The sequence below is a fragment of the Mesorhizobium sp. ESP6-5 genome, assembly GCF_020164695.1.
GTDB classification, from domain to species: domain Bacteria; phylum Pseudomonadota; class Alphaproteobacteria; order Rhizobiales; family Rhizobiaceae; genus Mesorhizobium; species Mesorhizobium australicum.
This window is the reverse complement of record NZ_JAIUGR010000008.1, coordinates 252120-269821: the sequence shown is the minus strand read 5'-3', so window position 1 is coordinate 269821 and position 17702 is coordinate 252120. Positions and strand designations below refer to the sequence as shown.

The following is a 17702-nucleotide window of genomic DNA, read 5'->3' as shown; positions in this document are numbered from 1 at the left end:
TCGCAAGCCAGTTAATGAACATGGTGAACCGTTCGTAAACCATTTCTGCCTACCCTTCTCACGGGGCCGGAAACCTTCCGGCATGGGGCGTAAGCAGACGGGCATGGTAGTTGTTTCGCATTTCCTGAAATGGATCTACACGGCCAGGGTTTCGGAGCGCGCCGCCGCCGCTCATGCGCTGGCCCGAGCCTATGTCAATTGCGAATTGCCGTTCGAGGATCGCTGCGCCGCCGAGGCCGCGCTGACGCTGCTGCTCGACGACGCCTCGTCGAAAGTGCGGCTGGCGATGGCGGAAGCGTTCTCGATGAGCCATCACGCACCGTTGCAGATCATCAGTGCGCTTGCCGCCGACCAGCCGGAGGTCGCCGGGGTCGTGCTGGCGCGCTCGCCGCTGCTCACCGACGCCGACCTGATCAACCGCGTGGCGGCGAGCCAGAAGGCAACGCAGAAGCTGATCGCCGACCGGCCTTCCGTCTCGATGGCGCTTTCGGCGGCCATCGCCGAGGTCGGCGAGGCGGAGGCCTGCGCCGTGCTTTTGGCCAATAGCGGCGCCGACATCGCGTCACTCAGCTTCAGGCGCATGGCGCAACGCCACGGGCATCTGCCTCTGGTGCGCGAGGCGCTGATATCGGATATCAGGCTGCCTGCCGATTGCCGGCATATGCTGCTCGTCAAGCTCGGCGAGACATTGAAGACATCGCCGCTGGTCATGGCATTGATGGGAGCCGCGCGTGCCGACCGGGTCATGCGCGATGCTTGCGTCAAGGCCTCGGTGACGCTGATCGAGGGCACGCGCCAAGAAGAGCACGCGGCGCTGATCGAGCATCTCAGGCTGCGCGGCGATCTGACCGCGAGCTTCCTGATCCGCACCATCGCGCACGGCAAGGTCGATTTCTTCGGCTCGGCGCTGGTGGCGCTTAGCCAGCAATCCGAACCACGGGTGAGGGCGCTGCTGGCCGGCGGGCACGACGTGGCCCTGCAGGCGCTGTTCCGTAGTGCCGGCATGGCTGCCGCCACGCATGCCGTCATCCTGCGCGCCCTGAAGATCTGGCGCGAGGTCGCCAACGGCAAGCGCGTCGCCGGCGTGCAGGAAGTCAGTTGGCTGATGCTCAAGGAATTGGGCGGGCAATCCGCCGAAGGCGATCTTGCCGCATTGATCAAATCGATCCACCTAGACGCCCTGCGTGAGAACGCACGCGGCCATGCACTGGCGATCGCCGCTGCCTAGGTTTTCTCCCTTGCGAAGAAATCCGGGAAATCTTCCATCGCCGCGGCGATGATGCGCAGGGACGCCGCGATCTGCAGCATGTCGCCGGTGGCGTTTCGCTGGGCGATGCCTGCCGCATACTGCCGGGCGACGGCAATGGTCGCTGTTTGCGGATCCCCAGGGGCTCGGAAAAGCAGCTCGCGCGCCAGTCCCCTCAGGAAGGTGGCGATTGAAAGCGTCGTTTCCGATGGGAGGGAATGGTTTTGGCTGGCCGTGCGCAGCCGCAGGATTTCCAGGCCGACCGTGACGGAAGCGACGCCGCCGCCCAGCACCGCCTCGCCCTTCCTGCCGGAATTCTGCACCAGCGGCATCAACTGATTGACCCGGTCGTAAGCGAGGCTCTCGAAGGCTGAGCGCCTCGGCACGCGCTCATGCAGGCAAAGCCGCGCCAGATCCTCCCGCATGGCCCGCACGATGCGGTCGGCCGCGAGCCATGGATCGGCCGGCAATACCACGATGAAGACGCCGATGGCCAAGAGGATGCCGACGAGGATCGATGCCGAGCCGGCGAAGAAGGGGCCGGGATCGTAGGTCATCGCCTGATGTGGGCTGAGAAAGGCCAGGAAGTTGATGGCGAAGGCCGTCGCCACGCCGACATAGCGCGGATTGGCCATGGCGAGTGCCGCCGGCACCATGATGGGCACGACGAACAGCATGAACCAGCCGAAGCCGGGCAGAGCAGGGAGCGCAACCTGGCCGACGAGAAAGGCAAAAGGCAAAGCGAGCAGCGTTCCCTTGAAGAACCCCCAGGATACCTGCACCGGGTCGGGGCGAGCGGCAAACAGGCTCGACACGACAGCAACGAGGATGACGGTGCCGGCCGCCTCCGACCACTTCGTCGTCAGCCAGAAAGCCGCGACCAGAAGCGTGGCAACGGCCGCGCGGATGGCGTTGCGCGCAGCGCCGGGATAGTCGCGATGCACCACCAAGGCCGGCTGCTGGCTGCCGGGACCTGGACGGCGCGTGACCGGTGCGCGCAAGGCGTCGAGGCCACGCAGCACCTGTTTCAGCGCCTCGGCGAAATCGGCCGCTATGGTAAGGCGGGTAATGGTGCCGACCCTGTCCTCACCCGGCTCGATCGAGGCGTCGGGCATTTGCCTGGCCCTGATCGAGATCGCGTCGAGCCGCGCCACCCAGGATGAGGTATCGTCCAGCGCTCCCGGCTTGGCTGCCAGTTCGCTGACAAGGGCCTGCAGTTCCGAGCGCACCGGGATGAGGGCGGCGTTTTTGGGAGCGGCATGCGAATAGAGCGCGCGCGCCGCCGAAAGTGCCGAAAGCAGTTGTCCGATAGTGCGCCGCACCGGATGCGCGCGCGGCGCGAAGCTCGGCGCTTCGAGCCTGGCATAGGCGCGCATCTCGCCAAGCGTCTGGGTATCGGCGACAAGCTTCCGGTGCAGGCCGATCAGCGTTGCCCGGTCGCCGCCTGAAAACGCACCGCCGGCATAGGTGGCGAGGTCGAGAATGCAGCGTTTCAGCCGCGAGACGATGGCGTCGCTGGCCAGTTTCGGCAGGATCAGCCGGCTGGTGAGGCCGGCGCAGACGATGCCGAGCACGATCTCGGCACAACGCGCGACCGCGAGGTCTACGACCAGATGCGGTTGTCCGAAAGCGGGCAGGCCGATGATCATTGCGGTGTAGCCTGCAAGAGCCGCGCCATAGGCTTCGGGATTGCGCAGCAGCGACGAGACGAAGGTGCAAATGCCAATCCAGACAGCAAGCACCGTCACCAGAATCCAGGGGCCGGTGCCGAATGCCGTGGTGATGCCAATTGCCGCGACACCGCCGGCCAGCGTGCCGAGCAGGCGGTAGAAGCCTTTCGCCAGGACCATACCGGCAACCGGCTGGGCGACGATGAACACCGTCATCATCGCCCATTGCGGATGGTCGAGCTTCAGCGCGTAAGCGGCCAGCAATGCGATCATGCCGGCCGAAACGGTGCGCAGCGCGAAAATCCAGTCCGAGCGTGTCGGTTGCGTCAGCCCGGCCAGGCTCGTCTCGAAATAGGTTTTCAGCCGCGCCCAGGTCACATGCTGGTCTCCATGTCAGGAACGCAAGCTAAACGCGCCAGCGGCTAGATATCCAGCACTTCCGTCTCGGCGAATTCGGCGCGTTCCTGGATGAAGCGGAAGCGGGCTTCGGGTTTGGTGCCCATCAGCTCGTCGACCCTGTCCTTGGTGGCGGAATCGACTTCGTTCACATCGACCCTGAGCAAGGTGCGCTTCCTTGGATCCATGGTGGTTTCCTTGAGCTGCGCGGCCATCATTTCGCCCAGGCCCTTGAAGCGGCCAAGCTCGACCTTGCCGCGCCCGGTGAATTCGGTGCGCAGAAGCTCGTCCTTGTGGGCGTCGTCGCGGGCATAGGCGACCTTGCCGCCTTGCCTGATCGAGTAAAGCGGCGGCACCGCCAGATAGAGATGGCCGCCGCGCACCAGCGCCGGCATCTCCTGGTAGAAGAAGGTGATCAGCAGCGATGCGATGTGTGCGCCGTCGACGTCGGCGTCGGTCATGATGATGACGCGGTCGTAGCGCAAATCCTCGTCACGGTATTTTGACCGCGTGCCGCAGCCGAGCGCCTGGATCAGGTCCGATATCTGCTGGTTGGCGGCCAGCTTGTCATTGCCGGCACTGGCGACGTTGAGGATTTTTCCGCGCAGCGGCAAGACGGCCTGGCTGGCACGATCGCGCGCCTGCTTGGCCGAGCCGCCGGCGGAATCGCCTTCGACGATGAAGAGTTCGGCACCCGCCGCCGCGTTCTGCGTGCAGTCGGCGAGCTTGCCCGGCAAGCGCAGCTTGCGCACCGCGCTCTTGCGCGACACTTCCTTTTCCTGGCGGCGGCGCACCCGTTCGTCGGCGCGCGCGATCACCCAGTCGAGCAGCTTCGAGGCTTCCTGCGGATTGTCGGCCAGCCAGTGGTCGAACGGGTCGCGGATCGCGGTCTCGACGATGCGTATCGCCTCGATCGTCGCCAGCCTGTCCTTGGTCTGGCCGACGAATTCCGGCTCGCGAATGAACACCGACAGCATGCCGGCGGCCGAGATCATGACGTCTTCCGAGGTGACGATCGAGGCGCGCTTGTTGCCGACGAGGTCGGCATAGGCGCGCAGGCCGCGCGTCAGCACGTTTCGGAAGCCGGCTTCGTGGGTGCCGCCTTCACCGGTCGGGATGGTGTTGCAGTAGGAATTGATGAAGCCGTCGCCACCGAACCAGGTCACCGCCCATTCGAGCGAGCCATGGCCGCCTTGCTTGTCGCTCTTGCCGGCGAAGATTTCGCGCGTCACCTGGAATTCATCGCCGAGCGACGCCTTCAGATAATCCTTGAGGCCGCCTGGGAAATGGAATTCCGCCTTGGCCGGTGTCTGATCCTTTTCCCTGATCAGGGAGGGATCGCAGGTCCAGCGGATCTCGACGCCGCCAAACAGGTAAGCCTTCGAACGCGTCATGCGGTAGAGACGCGCCGGCTCGAAGGCCGCGCCCTTGCCGAAAATCTGTTCGTCGGGGTGGAAGCGGATTTTTGTGCCGCGACGGTTGTGGACTTCGCCGAGCTGCTCCAGTCCGGTCACCGGGACGCCGCGCGAAAAGCGCTGGCGATAAAGCTGGCGCCCACGTGCCACCTCGACCTCGAGATGATCCGACAGGGCGTTGACGACGGAGACGCCAACGCCGTGCAGGCCGCCGGATGTTTCGTAGACCTTGGAGTCGAACTTGCCGCCCGAATGCAGCGTCGTCATGATGACTTCGAGCGCCGGCTTCTTGAATTTTGGGTGCATGTCGACCGGAATGCCGCGGCCATTGTCGGTAACCGTGAGATGGCCGTCGGCGGAGAGTTCGACATCGATGAAGGTGGCGTGGCCGGCAACCGCTTCGTCCATCGAATTGTCGATGACCTCGGCGAACAGATGGTGCATCGCCTTGTCGTCGGTGCCGCCAATATACATGCCTGGCCGGCGGCGCACCGGCTCAAGGCCCTCAAGCACCTCGATGTCGGCGGCGCTGTAGCCCTCGCTGCCATCCTTGGTTGCGGCTGGACGCCTGGCGGCCGCCTGTACCAGCGGATCCGCCGGGCGCGCCGGCGTGCGAACCGGCTGCGGCTGTTTTTCCAGATTGCCGAAAAGATCGTTGTTGTCGTCCATGCCTGCCATAGAGTCCAAGCTGCGAATCACCCCGTCGATACTGCCACGCTTTTCAGCGCCAAGCGACGGAGGTTCCTGTTACGTTCGGGGATTTAACTGCTCTTACCCTAAAACCATTCGATAACCAAGCGGGCGGAAATAGGTCAAATGCCGCCGCGCAATATTCCTGATTCTTTAACAATGCCGCCTAGCGTGAGCCCAACATAACAAGAAACGACGGGCATCAGGGGTTTTCGGCGTGAGGGGCAAGGCCATAACGATGATCGGCATCGCCGCCGTTTTCGGCGCGATCTCGATCTTTGCCGCGGATTTCTGGGTCAAGAGCCAAGCGAAGGCCGATGCCCAGGAGAAAACGGCCTCGATCGCCGCTCCGGCCGCGCCCAGGATCGAGTTCAAGACCATCGTGGTGGCGAACGCGCCGTTGCGCTACGGCATGGAGCTCGACCGCGCCAAGCTCAGCGAAATCCCGTGGCCGCAGGATTCCCTTCCGCAGGGCGCCTTTGCCACCATCGATGGATTGCTCGGCGAAGGCGGTCGGGTCGCGCTGTCGCCGATCGAGATCAACGAGCCGGTGCTGCTCGCCAAGCTGTCGGGACCGAACGGCCGCGCAACGCTGTCCAACATGCTGACGCCCGGAATGCGGGCGGTCACCATCCGCACCGACGAGATCGCCGGCGTCGGTGGCTTCGTCACGCCGGGCGACCGGGTCGATGTCGTGCTGACGCGCGATGCCGGCGAAATCCAGGAAGTCGCCAAGAACGCGCAAGGGGCTGCCGGTTCGACCATCACCTCGGAGATCGTCGTTGCCGACGCCAAGGTGCTCAGCGTCGGGCAGGGCGCCGACGAGCGCCAGACGACGCCGCAGGTGGCCAATTCCGTGACCCTCGAGGTGACGAGCGACGGCGCGCAGAAAGTGGCGCTTGCCCGCACCGTCGGAACGCTGTCGCTGTCGCTTCGCTCCGCCAGCGAAGGCGGCGATGGCAAGAACGGCGTCACCACCATCTCTTCCTTCGGCGGATCCGTCGCTTCCAAGACGCAGGCCGTGGCCGGCTCCTTGTTCGATGCCATAGCGAAGGAGCCGGAGAAGCCGAAATTCAAGACGATCATCGTGACGCGCGGCACGCAGGCCGAGGAATATCAGGTTCCAACGCGGGACCAGAAGTAAAGACCGGTGGGGACCGGGCGGGACGGGACAATGTTGATGCGTACCCTATATCGAATGACGGCTCGGTCGCGCTTGGTGCGCGCCCTGGCGATGGCGTTTATCCTGGCTGCGAGCGGCGTGCTTGCCTTGCCCGGAGCGGCGAAGGCGGACAACGACATCGTCTATGTGTCGTCGACCAAGAATGCGTCGATCAAGGTTGCCAAGGGCAAGCCCAAGACGATCATGACGAGCGCGGCCTTCTACCAGATCGTCATCGGTGATCCGGAGATCGCCAACGTCAACCCGCTGACCGACAAATCCTTCTATGTGCTGGGCAACAATCTCGGCACCACCGGCATTGCGCTGTTCGACCAGAACAAGCAGCTCGTCGGCACCGTGGACATCGAGGTGACGCTCGACACCGACCAATTGGCGAACACTATCCGTGCCAGTGTGCCGGACGCCAAGATCAAGGTCGGCTCGGCCAACGGCCGTGTCGTGCTGTCGGGTGAGGCGGATGACGCGGTTGCAGCGGATAAGGCAAGCAAGATCGCCAGCCGCTTTTCCGGCAATGAGGAGGTGATCAACTCGGTCAATATCTCTTCGTCGCAGCAGGTTCAGCTCAATGTCCGGTTCGTCGAGATCAACCGCCAGGCAGGGCAGGACCTGGGCGCGAAATACAGCGCCAATTTCGCCTACGGCTTCGGCGGTCGCGACATTTCACTGGATCCGGGCACGGTCCCAGCGGCGGGGACCGGCGAGATCATCGGCCGACTGCTGTCGAACGGCGTCTCGATCGACATTGCCATCAAGGCGCTGGAAGAGCGCGGCCTTGCACGTCGGCTCGCTGAGCCGAACCTGATCGCGCGTTCAGGGGAGACAGCGAGCTTCCTGGCCGGCGGCGAATTTCCGATCCCGGTTTCGGAGGACAACGGCAAGATTTCGGTCAGCTACAAGAAATATGGCGTTAGCCTGGATTTCAAGCCGACCGTACTCAAGGACGGGCTGGTCAGCCTCGACATCGCGCCGGAAGTCTCCTCGATCGATGCGTCGGCGTCCTACAATATCGGCAACATTTCCGTGCCCGGCTTCATCGTGCGCCGCGCCAAGACCTCGGTCGACCTGAAGAACGGCCAGAGCTTCATGATCGCCGGGCTTTTGCAGTCCCAGAACGACATCACCACGTCTCGCATTCCCGGCCTTGGCAAGATGCCGGTGCTTGGAGCGCTGTTTTCGTCGAAATCCTATCAGCGGCGCGAGACCGACCTGGTCATCATCGTCACGCCCTATCTGGTCAAGCCGGTCGATCCGTCGAAGAAAATGGCTGAGCCGACCGATGGCACGCAGCCAGCCAGCAATGTCGACTATTTCCTCAACAACACCGAGGAGGTGAAGGCGCCGGATATGGGCCGCGCGCTGGCGCTGGCCGACGGCAGTGCCGCACGGGCCGCTCCTGCCACCAAAGTCGGTCATTTCCTCGACCTGCCGAAGGACTGAGCCATGCGTCTGATCCTGAGATCGTGCATCGGCCTGCTTCTTGCCGGTCTGGCAAGCGGCTGCACCAGCGACGACTACGTGCGCAGCGAGGGGGTGACGTCCGGCGCCGGCGAGGCGCAGGCCGCCAACACCGTCATGCAGATGGTCGACCCGTGGAAGTACGGCGTCCAGAACACGAGACTTCTCGTGCCTGCCAAGCGTGGCAGTGCCGGACCCGTCACGCCCGATCAGGCGGCCGGTGCCAAGGCAGCGCAAACGACCACCGACAACTGATCCAGACGGCGATCGACCTCACAGGCGGCGAGAATGGCAAACAGCACCAAGAAAATCCTGCTCGTATCGACAGACCGGACCTTCGCGCAGGACACGAAGACGGCCTTCGCCGCCTCCGAGATCATCCAGCTCATGACGGTGGAGAAGAACGTCACCGAGCTGCGCGGCGAGGTCCAGGAGGCCGAGTTCGGCGTTGTCATCGTCGACATGGATGCAGCGAAACTCGAGGAGATCGAGTCCCTGCAGCGCGTCATGCGCCGGCTCGAGGGCAAGGCACCGGTGGTCGTGGTCACCCAGGAGTTCAACGCCGCGGCCGTGCGCATCCTGGTGCAGCTCAAGGTCGCCGATTTCCTGGTCAAGCCGATCACCACCGCAGACCTCGTGCGTTCGGTCGTGCGGGCTCTGCAGGGACCCGGGCGCGAGGAAAACACCGAGTCGCAGATCTATACCTTCATGCCCGCCGCCGGCGGCGTCGGCACCACGACACTGGCACTGCAGACCGCGTTCCAGCTGCATCATTCGGTGACGCGCGGCGCCTCGACCTGCGTGGTCGACCTCAATTTCCAGCAAGGTGCCTGCGCCGAATATCTCGATCTCGAGCCGCGTTTCGACATCACCGAAATCGAGAACCAGCCTGAGCGCCTGGACCGGCAACTGCTCGATGTGATGCTGTCCAAGCACGCCAGCGGACTGTGTGTGCTGGCGGCGCCGACACATCCGTCCGAAATGCGCTCATTCAAGACCGATGTCGTGGTGCGCATGCTGGACCTCGTTTCGGCCTATTTCGACAATGTCGTCATCGACATGCCGCGCACCTGGTTTCCGTGGACGGAAACTGTGCTGCTCGGTTCCAACAAGCTTTACATCGTGGCCGAAATGACGGTGCCGTGCCTGCGCCATACGCAGCGGCTGATCCAGGCCGTCTACGAGACCGCCGGCAAGGAAGTGAAGCCGAACGTGATCGTCAACCGTTTCGAGCAGAAGATGTTCGACAACGGCATCAAGCAGGCGGACGTCCAGGAAATCCTTGGCGAGCATTTTGTCGGCGGCATCGCCAACAACTACCGGCTGGTGCGCGAGGCGGTCGACCGCGGCGTGCCGCTGCACGAGATCGATCCCAACGCCAATGTCGTCAACGACCTGAAGAAGATCATTCTTCCGGAAGAGGCGGTGGCAACCGCGAGCAAGTCGAAGTCGCTGTTCGGCTTCGGCAGAGGCCTCTTGAAAAGGAAAGCTGGATGACCAGCCGTTTTTCCACCCTGCAGAACCGTGACGCGCGTCCGCGCCCGGCTGAATCGACGCCGGTCGCGCATCATGCAGTCGTCATCCCGACCAGCCGAAAGGCTTTGCCGGCGAAAACGGAGGCGGCGCCTGCAAAGAATGCCAACAAGGTGCTCGATGCCCGCGTGCGCATCCACCGGATGCTGCTCGAGGAGATCAATCTCGTCGCGCTGGAGCGCTTGCCCAAGGAGGAGATGCGCCGGCAAGTGCATGATTTCGTATCGGAAAAGACCCGCCAGGAGCGGATGGCGATCAACACCGCCGAACTCGACGCGCTGGTTGACGACATCGTCGACGAGATGGTCGGCCTCGGCCCGCTCGAGCCGCTGCTCAAGGATCCCGATATCAACGATATCCTGATCAACGGCCACCAGAACTGCTTCGTCGAAAAGAAGGGCAAGCTGCAGCAGGTCCATATCCCGTTCAAGGACGAGGCGCATCTGCTCAGAATCGTCAACAAGATCGTGGCCGCCGTCGGTCGCCGCGTCGATGAATCGCAACCGATGGTCGACGCTCGCATGCTGGACGGCTCGCGGTTCAACGCAGCCATCCGCCCGGTGGCCGTCGACGGCCCGCTGGTGTCGATCCGCAAGTTCTCCAAGAACAAGCTTGGCCTGCACAGGCTGGTCGAATTCGGCGCCATCACACAGAACATGGCCGAAGTGCTGGCCGCGGCCGTCCACGCCCGCAAGACGACGATCATTTCGGGCGGCACCGGCACAGGCAAGACGACGATGCTCAACGCGCTGTCGGCGTTCATTCCGGAAGACGAGCGGCTGATCACCATCGAGGACGCGGCGGAACTTCAATTGCAGCAGCCGCATGTCGCACGCATGGAGACGCGTCCCGCCAACATCGAAGGCCATGGCGAGCTCAAACAGCGCGACCTGGTCAAGAACGCGCTGCGCATGCGTCCCGACCGCGTCATCCTTGGCGAGTGCCGCGGCGAGGAAGCCTTCGACATGCTGCAGGCCATGAACACCGGCCACGAAGGCTCGATGGCGACCATCCACGCCAATACGCCGCGCGACTGCATTTCGCGCCTCGAGCAGATGCTGGGCATGACCGGCATGCCAATGACGGTGCAGTCGATCCGCAGCCAGATCGCCAGCGCCATCGACATCATCGTCCAGCTGACCCGACTTTCCGACGGCAAGCGCAAGGTGACGAGCGTCGCCGAGGTGACCGGCATGGAAGGCGATGTCATCCAGATGCAGGAGATCTTCCGCTTCGTGCGCACCGGCATGGAGGCCGATGGCAAGATCCTTGGCTACTACGAGGCGACCGGCATTCGGCCGCGTTTCCTGGAAGATCTGCGCGCCATGGGCATCGACTTTCCCGGACGTTATTTCGAACCCGGCCGGCCGCAGGAGTAGCCGGCGTGTTCGACGGGTTCAGCGCGATATATGTCGTCTATGCCGGAGCCGCACTGACCGGCATCATGGTGGCCGAGGCGATCTACCTGCTCTATGCCGGACGCAGCGACAAGCGCACCGCCATCAACCGGCGCATGAAACTGCAGGAAAACAAGATCAGCCAGGAACAGGTGCTGATCCAGCTGCGCAAGGAGCGCGGTCTCGACGCGGGAACGTCGCTGTTTTCGCCCGACCGGTTCCGTGCCCTGCGCACGCAGTCGGGCATGGTGATGCCGCTTTCGAAATTCCTGACGATCACCTGCGGTGTGGCGACGGCCGTTGCCCTGGCCGCGATCTGGCGCGGGCTGCCGCTGCTGATGGGGCTCGTCCTGTTCGTCGTGCTGGTGCCGTTGCTGCCGGTCATTACGATGCGCTCCATGCGCAAGCGCCGGCTGAAGCGTTTCGGCATGCAACTGCCGGAAGCGCTGGAGCTAATCACGCGCGGCCTCAAGGCCGGTCATCCGGTGCCGGTGGCCATCGCCATGGTGTCGCGCGAGATGCCCGATCCGATCGGCACGGAATTCGGCGTCATTGCCGACGAAGTCACTTATGGTTCCGACCTGGTCACGGCGCTGAATGCACTGTTCGACCGGGTCGGCCACGAGGATCTGCCGCTGTTCATCACCGCCGTGTCGATCCAGACCAGTTCGGGCGGCAATCTGCGCGAGATCCTTGATGGGTTGTCGACGACGATCCGCGAACGCGGCAAGCTGCGACGCAAGGTGCGCGCCATTTCGACGGAAGGCCGCCTCTCGGCCTACATTTTGACGGCCGTACCGGCGCTGCTGTTCACCGCCATCATGGCCATGATGCCGGGATATTACAGCGACGTCTGGGGCGTGCCGAAGACATGGTACATGATCGGCGGCTCGGTCAGCTGGCTGATGCTGGGCAATCTGATCATGTTCAAAATGTCGAATTTCAAGTTCTGACATGCAAGGCGTCATTGAATTCCTCGCCTCTCTCGCGCCGACCTCGCTGATGCCGGTGGCCGTCCTCTTGCTGGCCGCGGGAGCGGCCGCTGTCGCCTGGCCGATGGTGGTGGCGAAGGGCGACCGCAACGACGTCAAGCGCCGGCTCAAGGTCGACCAGGGTCCGGTGGCCGCCAGACCCGAACCTGTGCAGAAGAAGAGTAGCGGCGTCGTGCGCGAGCAAGCGGTGAAGAGGGCGCAGGAATTCTATGCCAAGAGCGACCCGGAAAATGTCGCTCGCCTGCGCCTGAAGCTCATCCAGGCGGGCTACATGGAGCCACGCGCCGTCGGCATGTTCTTCCTCATTCGGTTCACGGCAATGATCGGCACGACGTTCGCGGTCTTCGTGCTCAACCGGTGGATGGCCAGTCCCGACGCGACCATGACCAGCCGGTGGACCTTCATCATCCTGTCGGGGGCCGCCGGCTATTTTTTTCCGGGCCTGGTGCTGACCCAGAAGGTGCGCGAGAAGATGCGCGAATACCGCAATGGCTTCCCCGATTTCATGGACCTGATGATCGTCTGTTCGGACGCCGGCATGAGCATGGAAGCCGGCGTCGAGCGCGTTTCGAAAGAACTCGCCAAGAGCTATCCGTCGCTCAGCCAGAACCTGCAGCTCGTGTGCTTGGAACTTCGGGCGGGGCGCAGCTTGGACGACGCGCTGAAGGCGCTCGCCGATCGTCTCAGCCTGGACGAGGTACGCTCCTTCGCCACGCTCCTGCAGCAGTCGAAGGAACTCGGCACCAGCCTGTCGGGCGCGCTCAGGGTGTTTTCAGACGAAATGCGCCACAAGCGCATGTCGCTGGCCGAGGAGAAGGCCCATGCCTTGCCGGCCAAGATGTCCGTGCCGGTCGTGGTCTGCATCCTGCCGGTGGTGCTGATGATCGCGGTCATTCCCATCATCGTCAAAATGACGGCCCATTAGCTCTACTTTGGAGTGAGATGGCACGCCCGGTGGTTAATGATCGGTATTCCGGAAACTGAAAGTTAGCTGCATTTCGGCACCGAAGCTTAATCGCTGTCTTGTAGTCTCTTTCCCGAAGAACGACCCGGCAAATCGGGCGACGGGGCAGGGCATGCGTCAGATAAAATTTGCGGCGATGGCCATGATGGCAGCCGTCCTAATGATCAGCGGGTGTACGACGAACAATAACGTCGACACGACCAAGACCACTGCGATCAAGCCTGCAGGGAAGGATGTCGCCACATCCGACCTGGCGGAAGGCAAGGCACAGTTTCGCGATGCCAATTATGGTCTTGCCGAAGCGCATTTCCGCAAGGCCGTCGAGCTGAAGGCCGACAATGCCGAGGCCTGGATGGGGCTTGCGGCTTCCTATGACGAACTTGGCCGCTTCGACTTCGCCGACCGCGCCTACGGCCAGCTCCTGAAGGTTGCCGGCCGCAAGCCGCAGATCGTCAACAATATGGGTTATTCGCAGTTGTTGCGCGGCAACAAGAAGAAGGCCCGGGCGCTGCTGCTCGAGGCGAAGGCCGGCATGAACGATCCCACCGTTGTCGACGCCAACCTCGCCTTGCTGAACAAGGGCTGATGCCGGTTGATGGTCGCCCCGTCAAGGGGTGCGATTTTGGTACAGGTGGCATCGACGCTTTGTAAACCCTATCCGCAGCTTGGGTCGAGAGATCGCCCGAAAACCATGTCCGAGGGCTGCCGCTGACCTAGAATGCGGCGCAACCGCCGACGCTCGAGAGGCCTCCGCCTGATATGCTGGATTTCAGTTCGCTCCTGCTCGCAGCCGCGCTGTCGGGTACCTGTCTAGCCGCTACCATGGTTGCGATCTGGCTCACGGCGCCGCGGGCGGGCTTCGTGCTGACAGTGGCGTGCGGCATTATCGTGCTCGTCGCGCATGTGATCCTGTTCTGGCGCTATACCAGGGAGCCCGATCCGCTGCTTTGCCAGATCGCGCTGGCGCTACTCAGCCTGGGTTTTCTCATCATCTGCATTTCGGCCATGCAGTATCTCGGCGTGCGCGAGCACAGGCGTGCAATCGCGCCGACATTTGCCGCCATGGCTGTCTGCGCGGCCGTGCATTTCATGGGCCTTGACGGGGTCGGCTTCGTGATCACCTACGCGACGGTTACCGCGCTGCTCTCGACGATCGGGGCCATGTTCTGGATCAATGGCAGTCACGATCGCCGTATTCTCCTGGTGGTATCGGTCCTGAGCGGCACCTGTGCGCTGTCGTTTGCCCTTTGCGGCGTGGTTCTGATGGCCAAAGGCCAGTGGACGCTCGGCGTCGCGCCCGACAATTGGGCCGAACGCCTTAACTCGGTCGTGGCGGTGGCCTGTATGACCGGCCTTGGCGCGCTGACGCTTTCGCTCCACCATCTGCAGGCGCAGATCGAGCTCAAGGCCGAGACCATGACCGATCCGTTGACCGGACTGATGAACCGTCGGGGTCTGGCGTCGCTTTATGGCGAGCGCACCTTCGGCCCGTTCATGGCGATCGTCATGTTCGATCTCGATCATTTCAAGCGGACGAACGACATCTATGGACACCCGGTCGGGGACCAGGTCCTGTGCCGCTTCGCCGCCGTCATCAGGAGATATGCCAGAACCGGAGTCGACGCCTTTCGCCTGGGCGGCGAGGAGTTCGCAATCGTCATGTCGCGCGTGACGGAAGAGCGGGCCTATGACCTCGCCAGCAAGATCGGCGTCGCTTTCGGCACGGAAGTCGTGCCCACCGCGCTCGGGCCCTTGCGCAGCACGGTCAGCGGCGGGATTGGCTTCGGCGAGGCCGACGGCAGCACCCTCGATGAGGTGCTGGCCAGGGCCGACGCCATGCTCTATGCCGCCAAGCGTGCGGGGCGAAATTGCGTCATCGGCCGCAAAAGGACGGGCAAGGCCGACGCGGCCGAGCCGGCCTTGCGTTCCGCGTAGCTATTCGGCCGCGCCCAGGTAATCCGACAGCGGCGGGCAGGAGCAGACCAGATTGCGGTCGCCGGCGACATTGTCGATGCGCGACACTGGCGGCCAGTACTTCGTCGCTGTGTCGGCGTCGCCGGCGGGATAGGCCGCCTCCAGACGCGAATACGGGTGGGTCCATTGACCGCCCAGCGCCTCGGCCGATGTATGCGGTGCATTGACCAGCGGATTGTCGGCCAAGGGCCATTCGCCTTTGGCCACTTTCGCCGCTTCGCCGGCAATGGCGATCATGGCCTCGCAGAAGCGATCCAACTCGCGCTTGGGTTCGGACTCGGTCGGCTCCACCATCAGCGTGCCGGCGACCGGAAACGACATCGTCGGCGCGTGGAAACCATAATCGATCAGGCGCTTGGCGATGTCCTCGACACTGATGCCGGCGCTCTCCTTGAGCACGCGGGTGTCGAGGATGCATTCGTGGGCGACGCGATCGCTCCTGCCCTTGTAAAGCAGCGGGAAATGCGGGGCGAGCCGCGTCGCCACATAGTTGGCCGAAACGATCGCTGTCTCGGTCGCCTGCTTCAGGCCGGAAGCGCCCATCATGCGGATGTACATCCAGGTGATCGGCAGGATGGAAGCGCTGCCGAAGGGAGCGGCGGCCACGGCATGAGCCGAGCCTTCGCTGACATGGCCGGGCAGATAGGGCTTCAGATGCGCCCTGACACCGATCGGACCGACACCCGGGCCACCGCCGCCATGCGGGATGCAGAAGGTCTTGTGCAGGTTCATGTGACAGACGTCGGCGCCGATGTCGCCTGGCCGAGCAAGGCCGACCAGCGCGTTGAGGTTGGCGCCATCGAAATAGACCTGGCCGCCATGCTCGTGGATGAGGGCGCAGAGGTGGCGGGCGCCTTCCTCGTAAACGCCATGGGTGGAGGGATAGGTGAACATCAGCGCCGCGAGATTCTTGGAATGCTCGTTGGCCTTGGCGCGCATATCGTCCATGTCGATGTTGCCGTCTTCCAGGCAGCGCACGACGACGACGCTCATGCCGGCCATCGCGGCACTCGCCGGATTGGTGCCATGCGCGGAAGACGGGATCAGGCAGACGGTACGATGGCCCTCGCCGCGCGAACGGTGATAGGCGCGAATGGCGAGCAGCCCGGCATATTCGCCCTGGCTGCCGGCATTGGGCTGCAAGGTCACGGCGTCGAAACCGGTGATCTCCGACAGCCAGCCTTCCAGTTCGCCGATCATGGCGCGGTAGCCGGCCGAATGGCTTGCCGGCGCGAAGGGATGCAAATTGGCGATGCTTGGCCAACTCACCGGCATCATTTCCGCCGCGGCGTTGAGCTTCATGGTGCAGGAGCCCAGCGGGATCATGGCGCGGTCGAGCGCCAGGTCCTTGTCGGCCAACCGGCGCAGAAAGCGCATCATCTCGGTTTCCGACTTGTTCTCGTGGAAGACCGGCTGGGTCAAAAACTCCTTGCCACGCGGCTTGCCGGGCACCGTGCTGTCGGCGGAAGCGGCAGCCTTGGCATCGAACAAGGCCGCGATCGCGTCGAGATCGGCGTCGGTCGAGGTCTCGTCAAAACTGATGCCCACATGGTCGGCATCGAGCACACGCAGCAGCCGGCCGGTCTTTTCGGCGGCCACCGCGATCTGGGCCGCCTTGCCGTTGGTCTCCACCGTCACCGTGTCGAAGCGGCTGGAGCCGAGCACCGATACGCCCGCCGCCTCGAGGCCGCTTGCCAGGCGGTTGGCCAGCGCGTGTATGCGCCCGGCGATCGCTTGCAGGCCGACCGGGCCGTGCCAGATGGCGTAGGCGGTGGCCATATTGGCAAGCAGGGCCTGTGCGGTGCAGATGTTGGACGTCGCCTTGTCGCGGCGGATATGCTGCTCGCGCGTCTGCAAGGCGAGGCGGTAGCCGGGGCGGCCCTTGCTGTCGGTCGACTGACCGACCAGGCGACCGGGCATCAGCCGCGTCAGCTTGTCGGAGACCGCGCAATAGGCCGCATGCGGGCCGCCAAAGCCCATCGGCACGCCAAAGCGCTGCATCGGGCCGACCGCGATGTCGGCGCCGAGTTTCGCCGGCGCGTCGGTCAGCGTCAGACCAAGCGGGTCGGCGATGAAGACGACAATGGCGCCGGTGGCGCGCGCTTTTTCGATGGCCGCCTTGTGGTCGCCATAGACGCCAAAAGTGTCAGGCCAGGAGACGAGCAGGGCGGCGGTGTTGTCGTCGATCGTCTCGCCGTCGATCTCGATGCCGAGCGGCTCGGCGCGGGTGCGCACGACGTCCAGCGTCTGCGGGTGCGGTGTGCCCGCAAGTGCCACCTTGGTGCGCTTGTCGCGGTGGTGGCGCAGCGCAATGCCGACCGCTTCGGCGACGGCGGTCGCCTCGTCGAGCAGTGAAGCCGATGCCACCGGCAGGCCGGTCAGTTCGGTGACCAGCGTCTGGAAGTTGAACAGCATTTCGAGCCGGCCCTGGCTGATCTCGGCCTGATAGGGCGTGTAGGCGGTGTACCAGGCCGGATTCTCGAACAGATTGCGCTGGATGACCGGCGGCACGTGGACGCCGTGGTAACCGGCGCCGATAAAGCTTTTCAGCACCGTATTTCTTGCCATGATCACCGACAATTCGGCGAGAGCTTCGGCTTCGCTGGTCGGCGCGGGGAGGTCCAGCGGCTGGTCGAGGCGGATCGATCTCGGCACGGCCTGGCTGATCAGTGTCTCGACGGAGGGAACACCGATGACGGCGAGCATGGCTCTGACGTCGGCAAGGCCGGGTCCAATGTGGCGGGCCGAGAAGGGGTAGGGAGCGGCGGTCATGTCAATAAGTTCCCG

General features: G+C 63.8%; 13 protein-coding genes. 10 read left to right on the top strand and 3 right to left on the bottom strand.

Going from position 1 to position 17702, the window contains the following annotated elements; translation table 11 throughout:
- Positions 1–103 precede the first annotated feature (103 nt).
- On the top strand, positions 104–1228 hold the full coding sequence (locus tag LB524_RS15775) for a DUF2336 domain-containing protein (protein WP_140616143.1): 1125 nt from the start codon (positions 104–106) through the stop codon (positions 1226–1228).
- On the opposite strand, the gene LB524_RS15770 is transcribed toward LB524_RS15775, so the two are convergent.
- Positions 1225–3294 carry an FUSC family protein gene (locus LB524_RS15770; protein ID WP_224527981.1) on the bottom strand — a complete coding sequence of 690 codons (2070 nt, stop codon included), beginning with the start codon at positions 3292–3294 and terminating at the stop codon, positions 1225–1227. The two genes, LB524_RS15775 and LB524_RS15770, sit on opposite strands and share 4 nt — an antisense overlap.
- A gap of 44 nt (positions 3295–3338) precedes the next feature.
- Positions 3339–5396: a DNA topoisomerase IV subunit B gene (gene parE, locus LB524_RS15765; protein WP_140723623.1), complete on the bottom strand. Its 2058-nt coding sequence runs from the start codon at positions 5394–5396 to the stop codon at positions 3339–3341.
- 238 nt (positions 5397–5634) lie between these two features.
- On the opposite strand from parE, the gene cpaB reads away from it, so the two are divergent.
- From cpaB to LB524_RS15720, 9 genes are all read left to right on the top strand, one after another.
- A complete protein-coding gene (gene cpaB, locus LB524_RS15760) occupies positions 5635–6561 on the top strand; it encodes a Flp pilus assembly protein CpaB (RefSeq protein ID WP_245262879.1) in 927 nt (308 codons plus the stop codon).
- A 30-nt stretch (positions 6562–6591) separates the two neighbouring features.
- A complete protein-coding gene (locus LB524_RS15755) occupies positions 6592–8037 on the top strand; it encodes a type II and III secretion system protein family protein (RefSeq protein ID WP_224527978.1) in 1446 nt (481 codons plus the stop codon).
- A gap of 3 nt (positions 8038–8040) precedes the next feature.
- Positions 8041–8310: a hypothetical protein gene (locus LB524_RS15750; protein WP_015317594.1), complete on the top strand. Its 270-nt coding sequence runs from the start codon at positions 8041–8043 to the stop codon at positions 8308–8310.
- A gap of 33 nt (positions 8311–8343) precedes the next feature.
- Positions 8344–9552: a CpaE family protein gene (locus LB524_RS15745; RefSeq protein ID WP_015317595.1), complete on the top strand. Its 1209-nt coding sequence runs from the start codon at positions 8344–8346 to the stop codon at positions 9550–9552.
- Positions 9549–10967, top strand: a complete 1419-nt coding sequence (locus tag LB524_RS15740; RefSeq protein ID WP_224527975.1) for a CpaF family protein — start codon at positions 9549–9551, stop codon at positions 10965–10967. Before LB524_RS15745 ends, LB524_RS15740 begins: the two co-directional genes overlap by 4 nt.
- Before the next feature lie 5 nt (positions 10968–10972).
- Entirely contained in the window at positions 10973–11938 is a 966-nt protein-coding gene (locus LB524_RS15735) for a type II secretion system F family protein (protein WP_224527972.1), read from the top strand.
- Between the two features lies 1 nt (position 11939).
- A complete protein-coding gene (locus LB524_RS15730; RefSeq protein WP_224527970.1) occupies positions 11940–12902 on the top strand; it encodes a type II secretion system F family protein in 963 nt (320 codons plus the stop codon).
- 151 nt (positions 12903–13053) lie between these two features.
- On the top strand, positions 13054–13527 hold the full coding sequence (locus LB524_RS15725) for a tetratricopeptide repeat protein (RefSeq protein WP_140821871.1): 474 nt from the start codon (positions 13054–13056) through the stop codon (positions 13525–13527).
- Positions 13528–13700: 173 nt separating this feature from the next.
- Positions 13701–14876 (top strand): GGDEF domain-containing protein, encoded by a 1176-nt coding sequence (locus tag LB524_RS15720; protein WP_224527953.1) that lies wholly within the window; start codon positions 13701–13703, stop codon positions 14874–14876.
- On the opposite strand, the gene gcvP is transcribed toward LB524_RS15720, so the two are convergent.
- Positions 14877–17687, bottom strand: a complete 2811-nt coding sequence (gene gcvP / locus LB524_RS15715) for an aminomethyl-transferring glycine dehydrogenase (protein ID WP_224527951.1) — start codon at positions 17685–17687, stop codon at positions 14877–14879.
- Between the last annotated feature and the right edge of the window lie 15 nt (positions 17688–17702).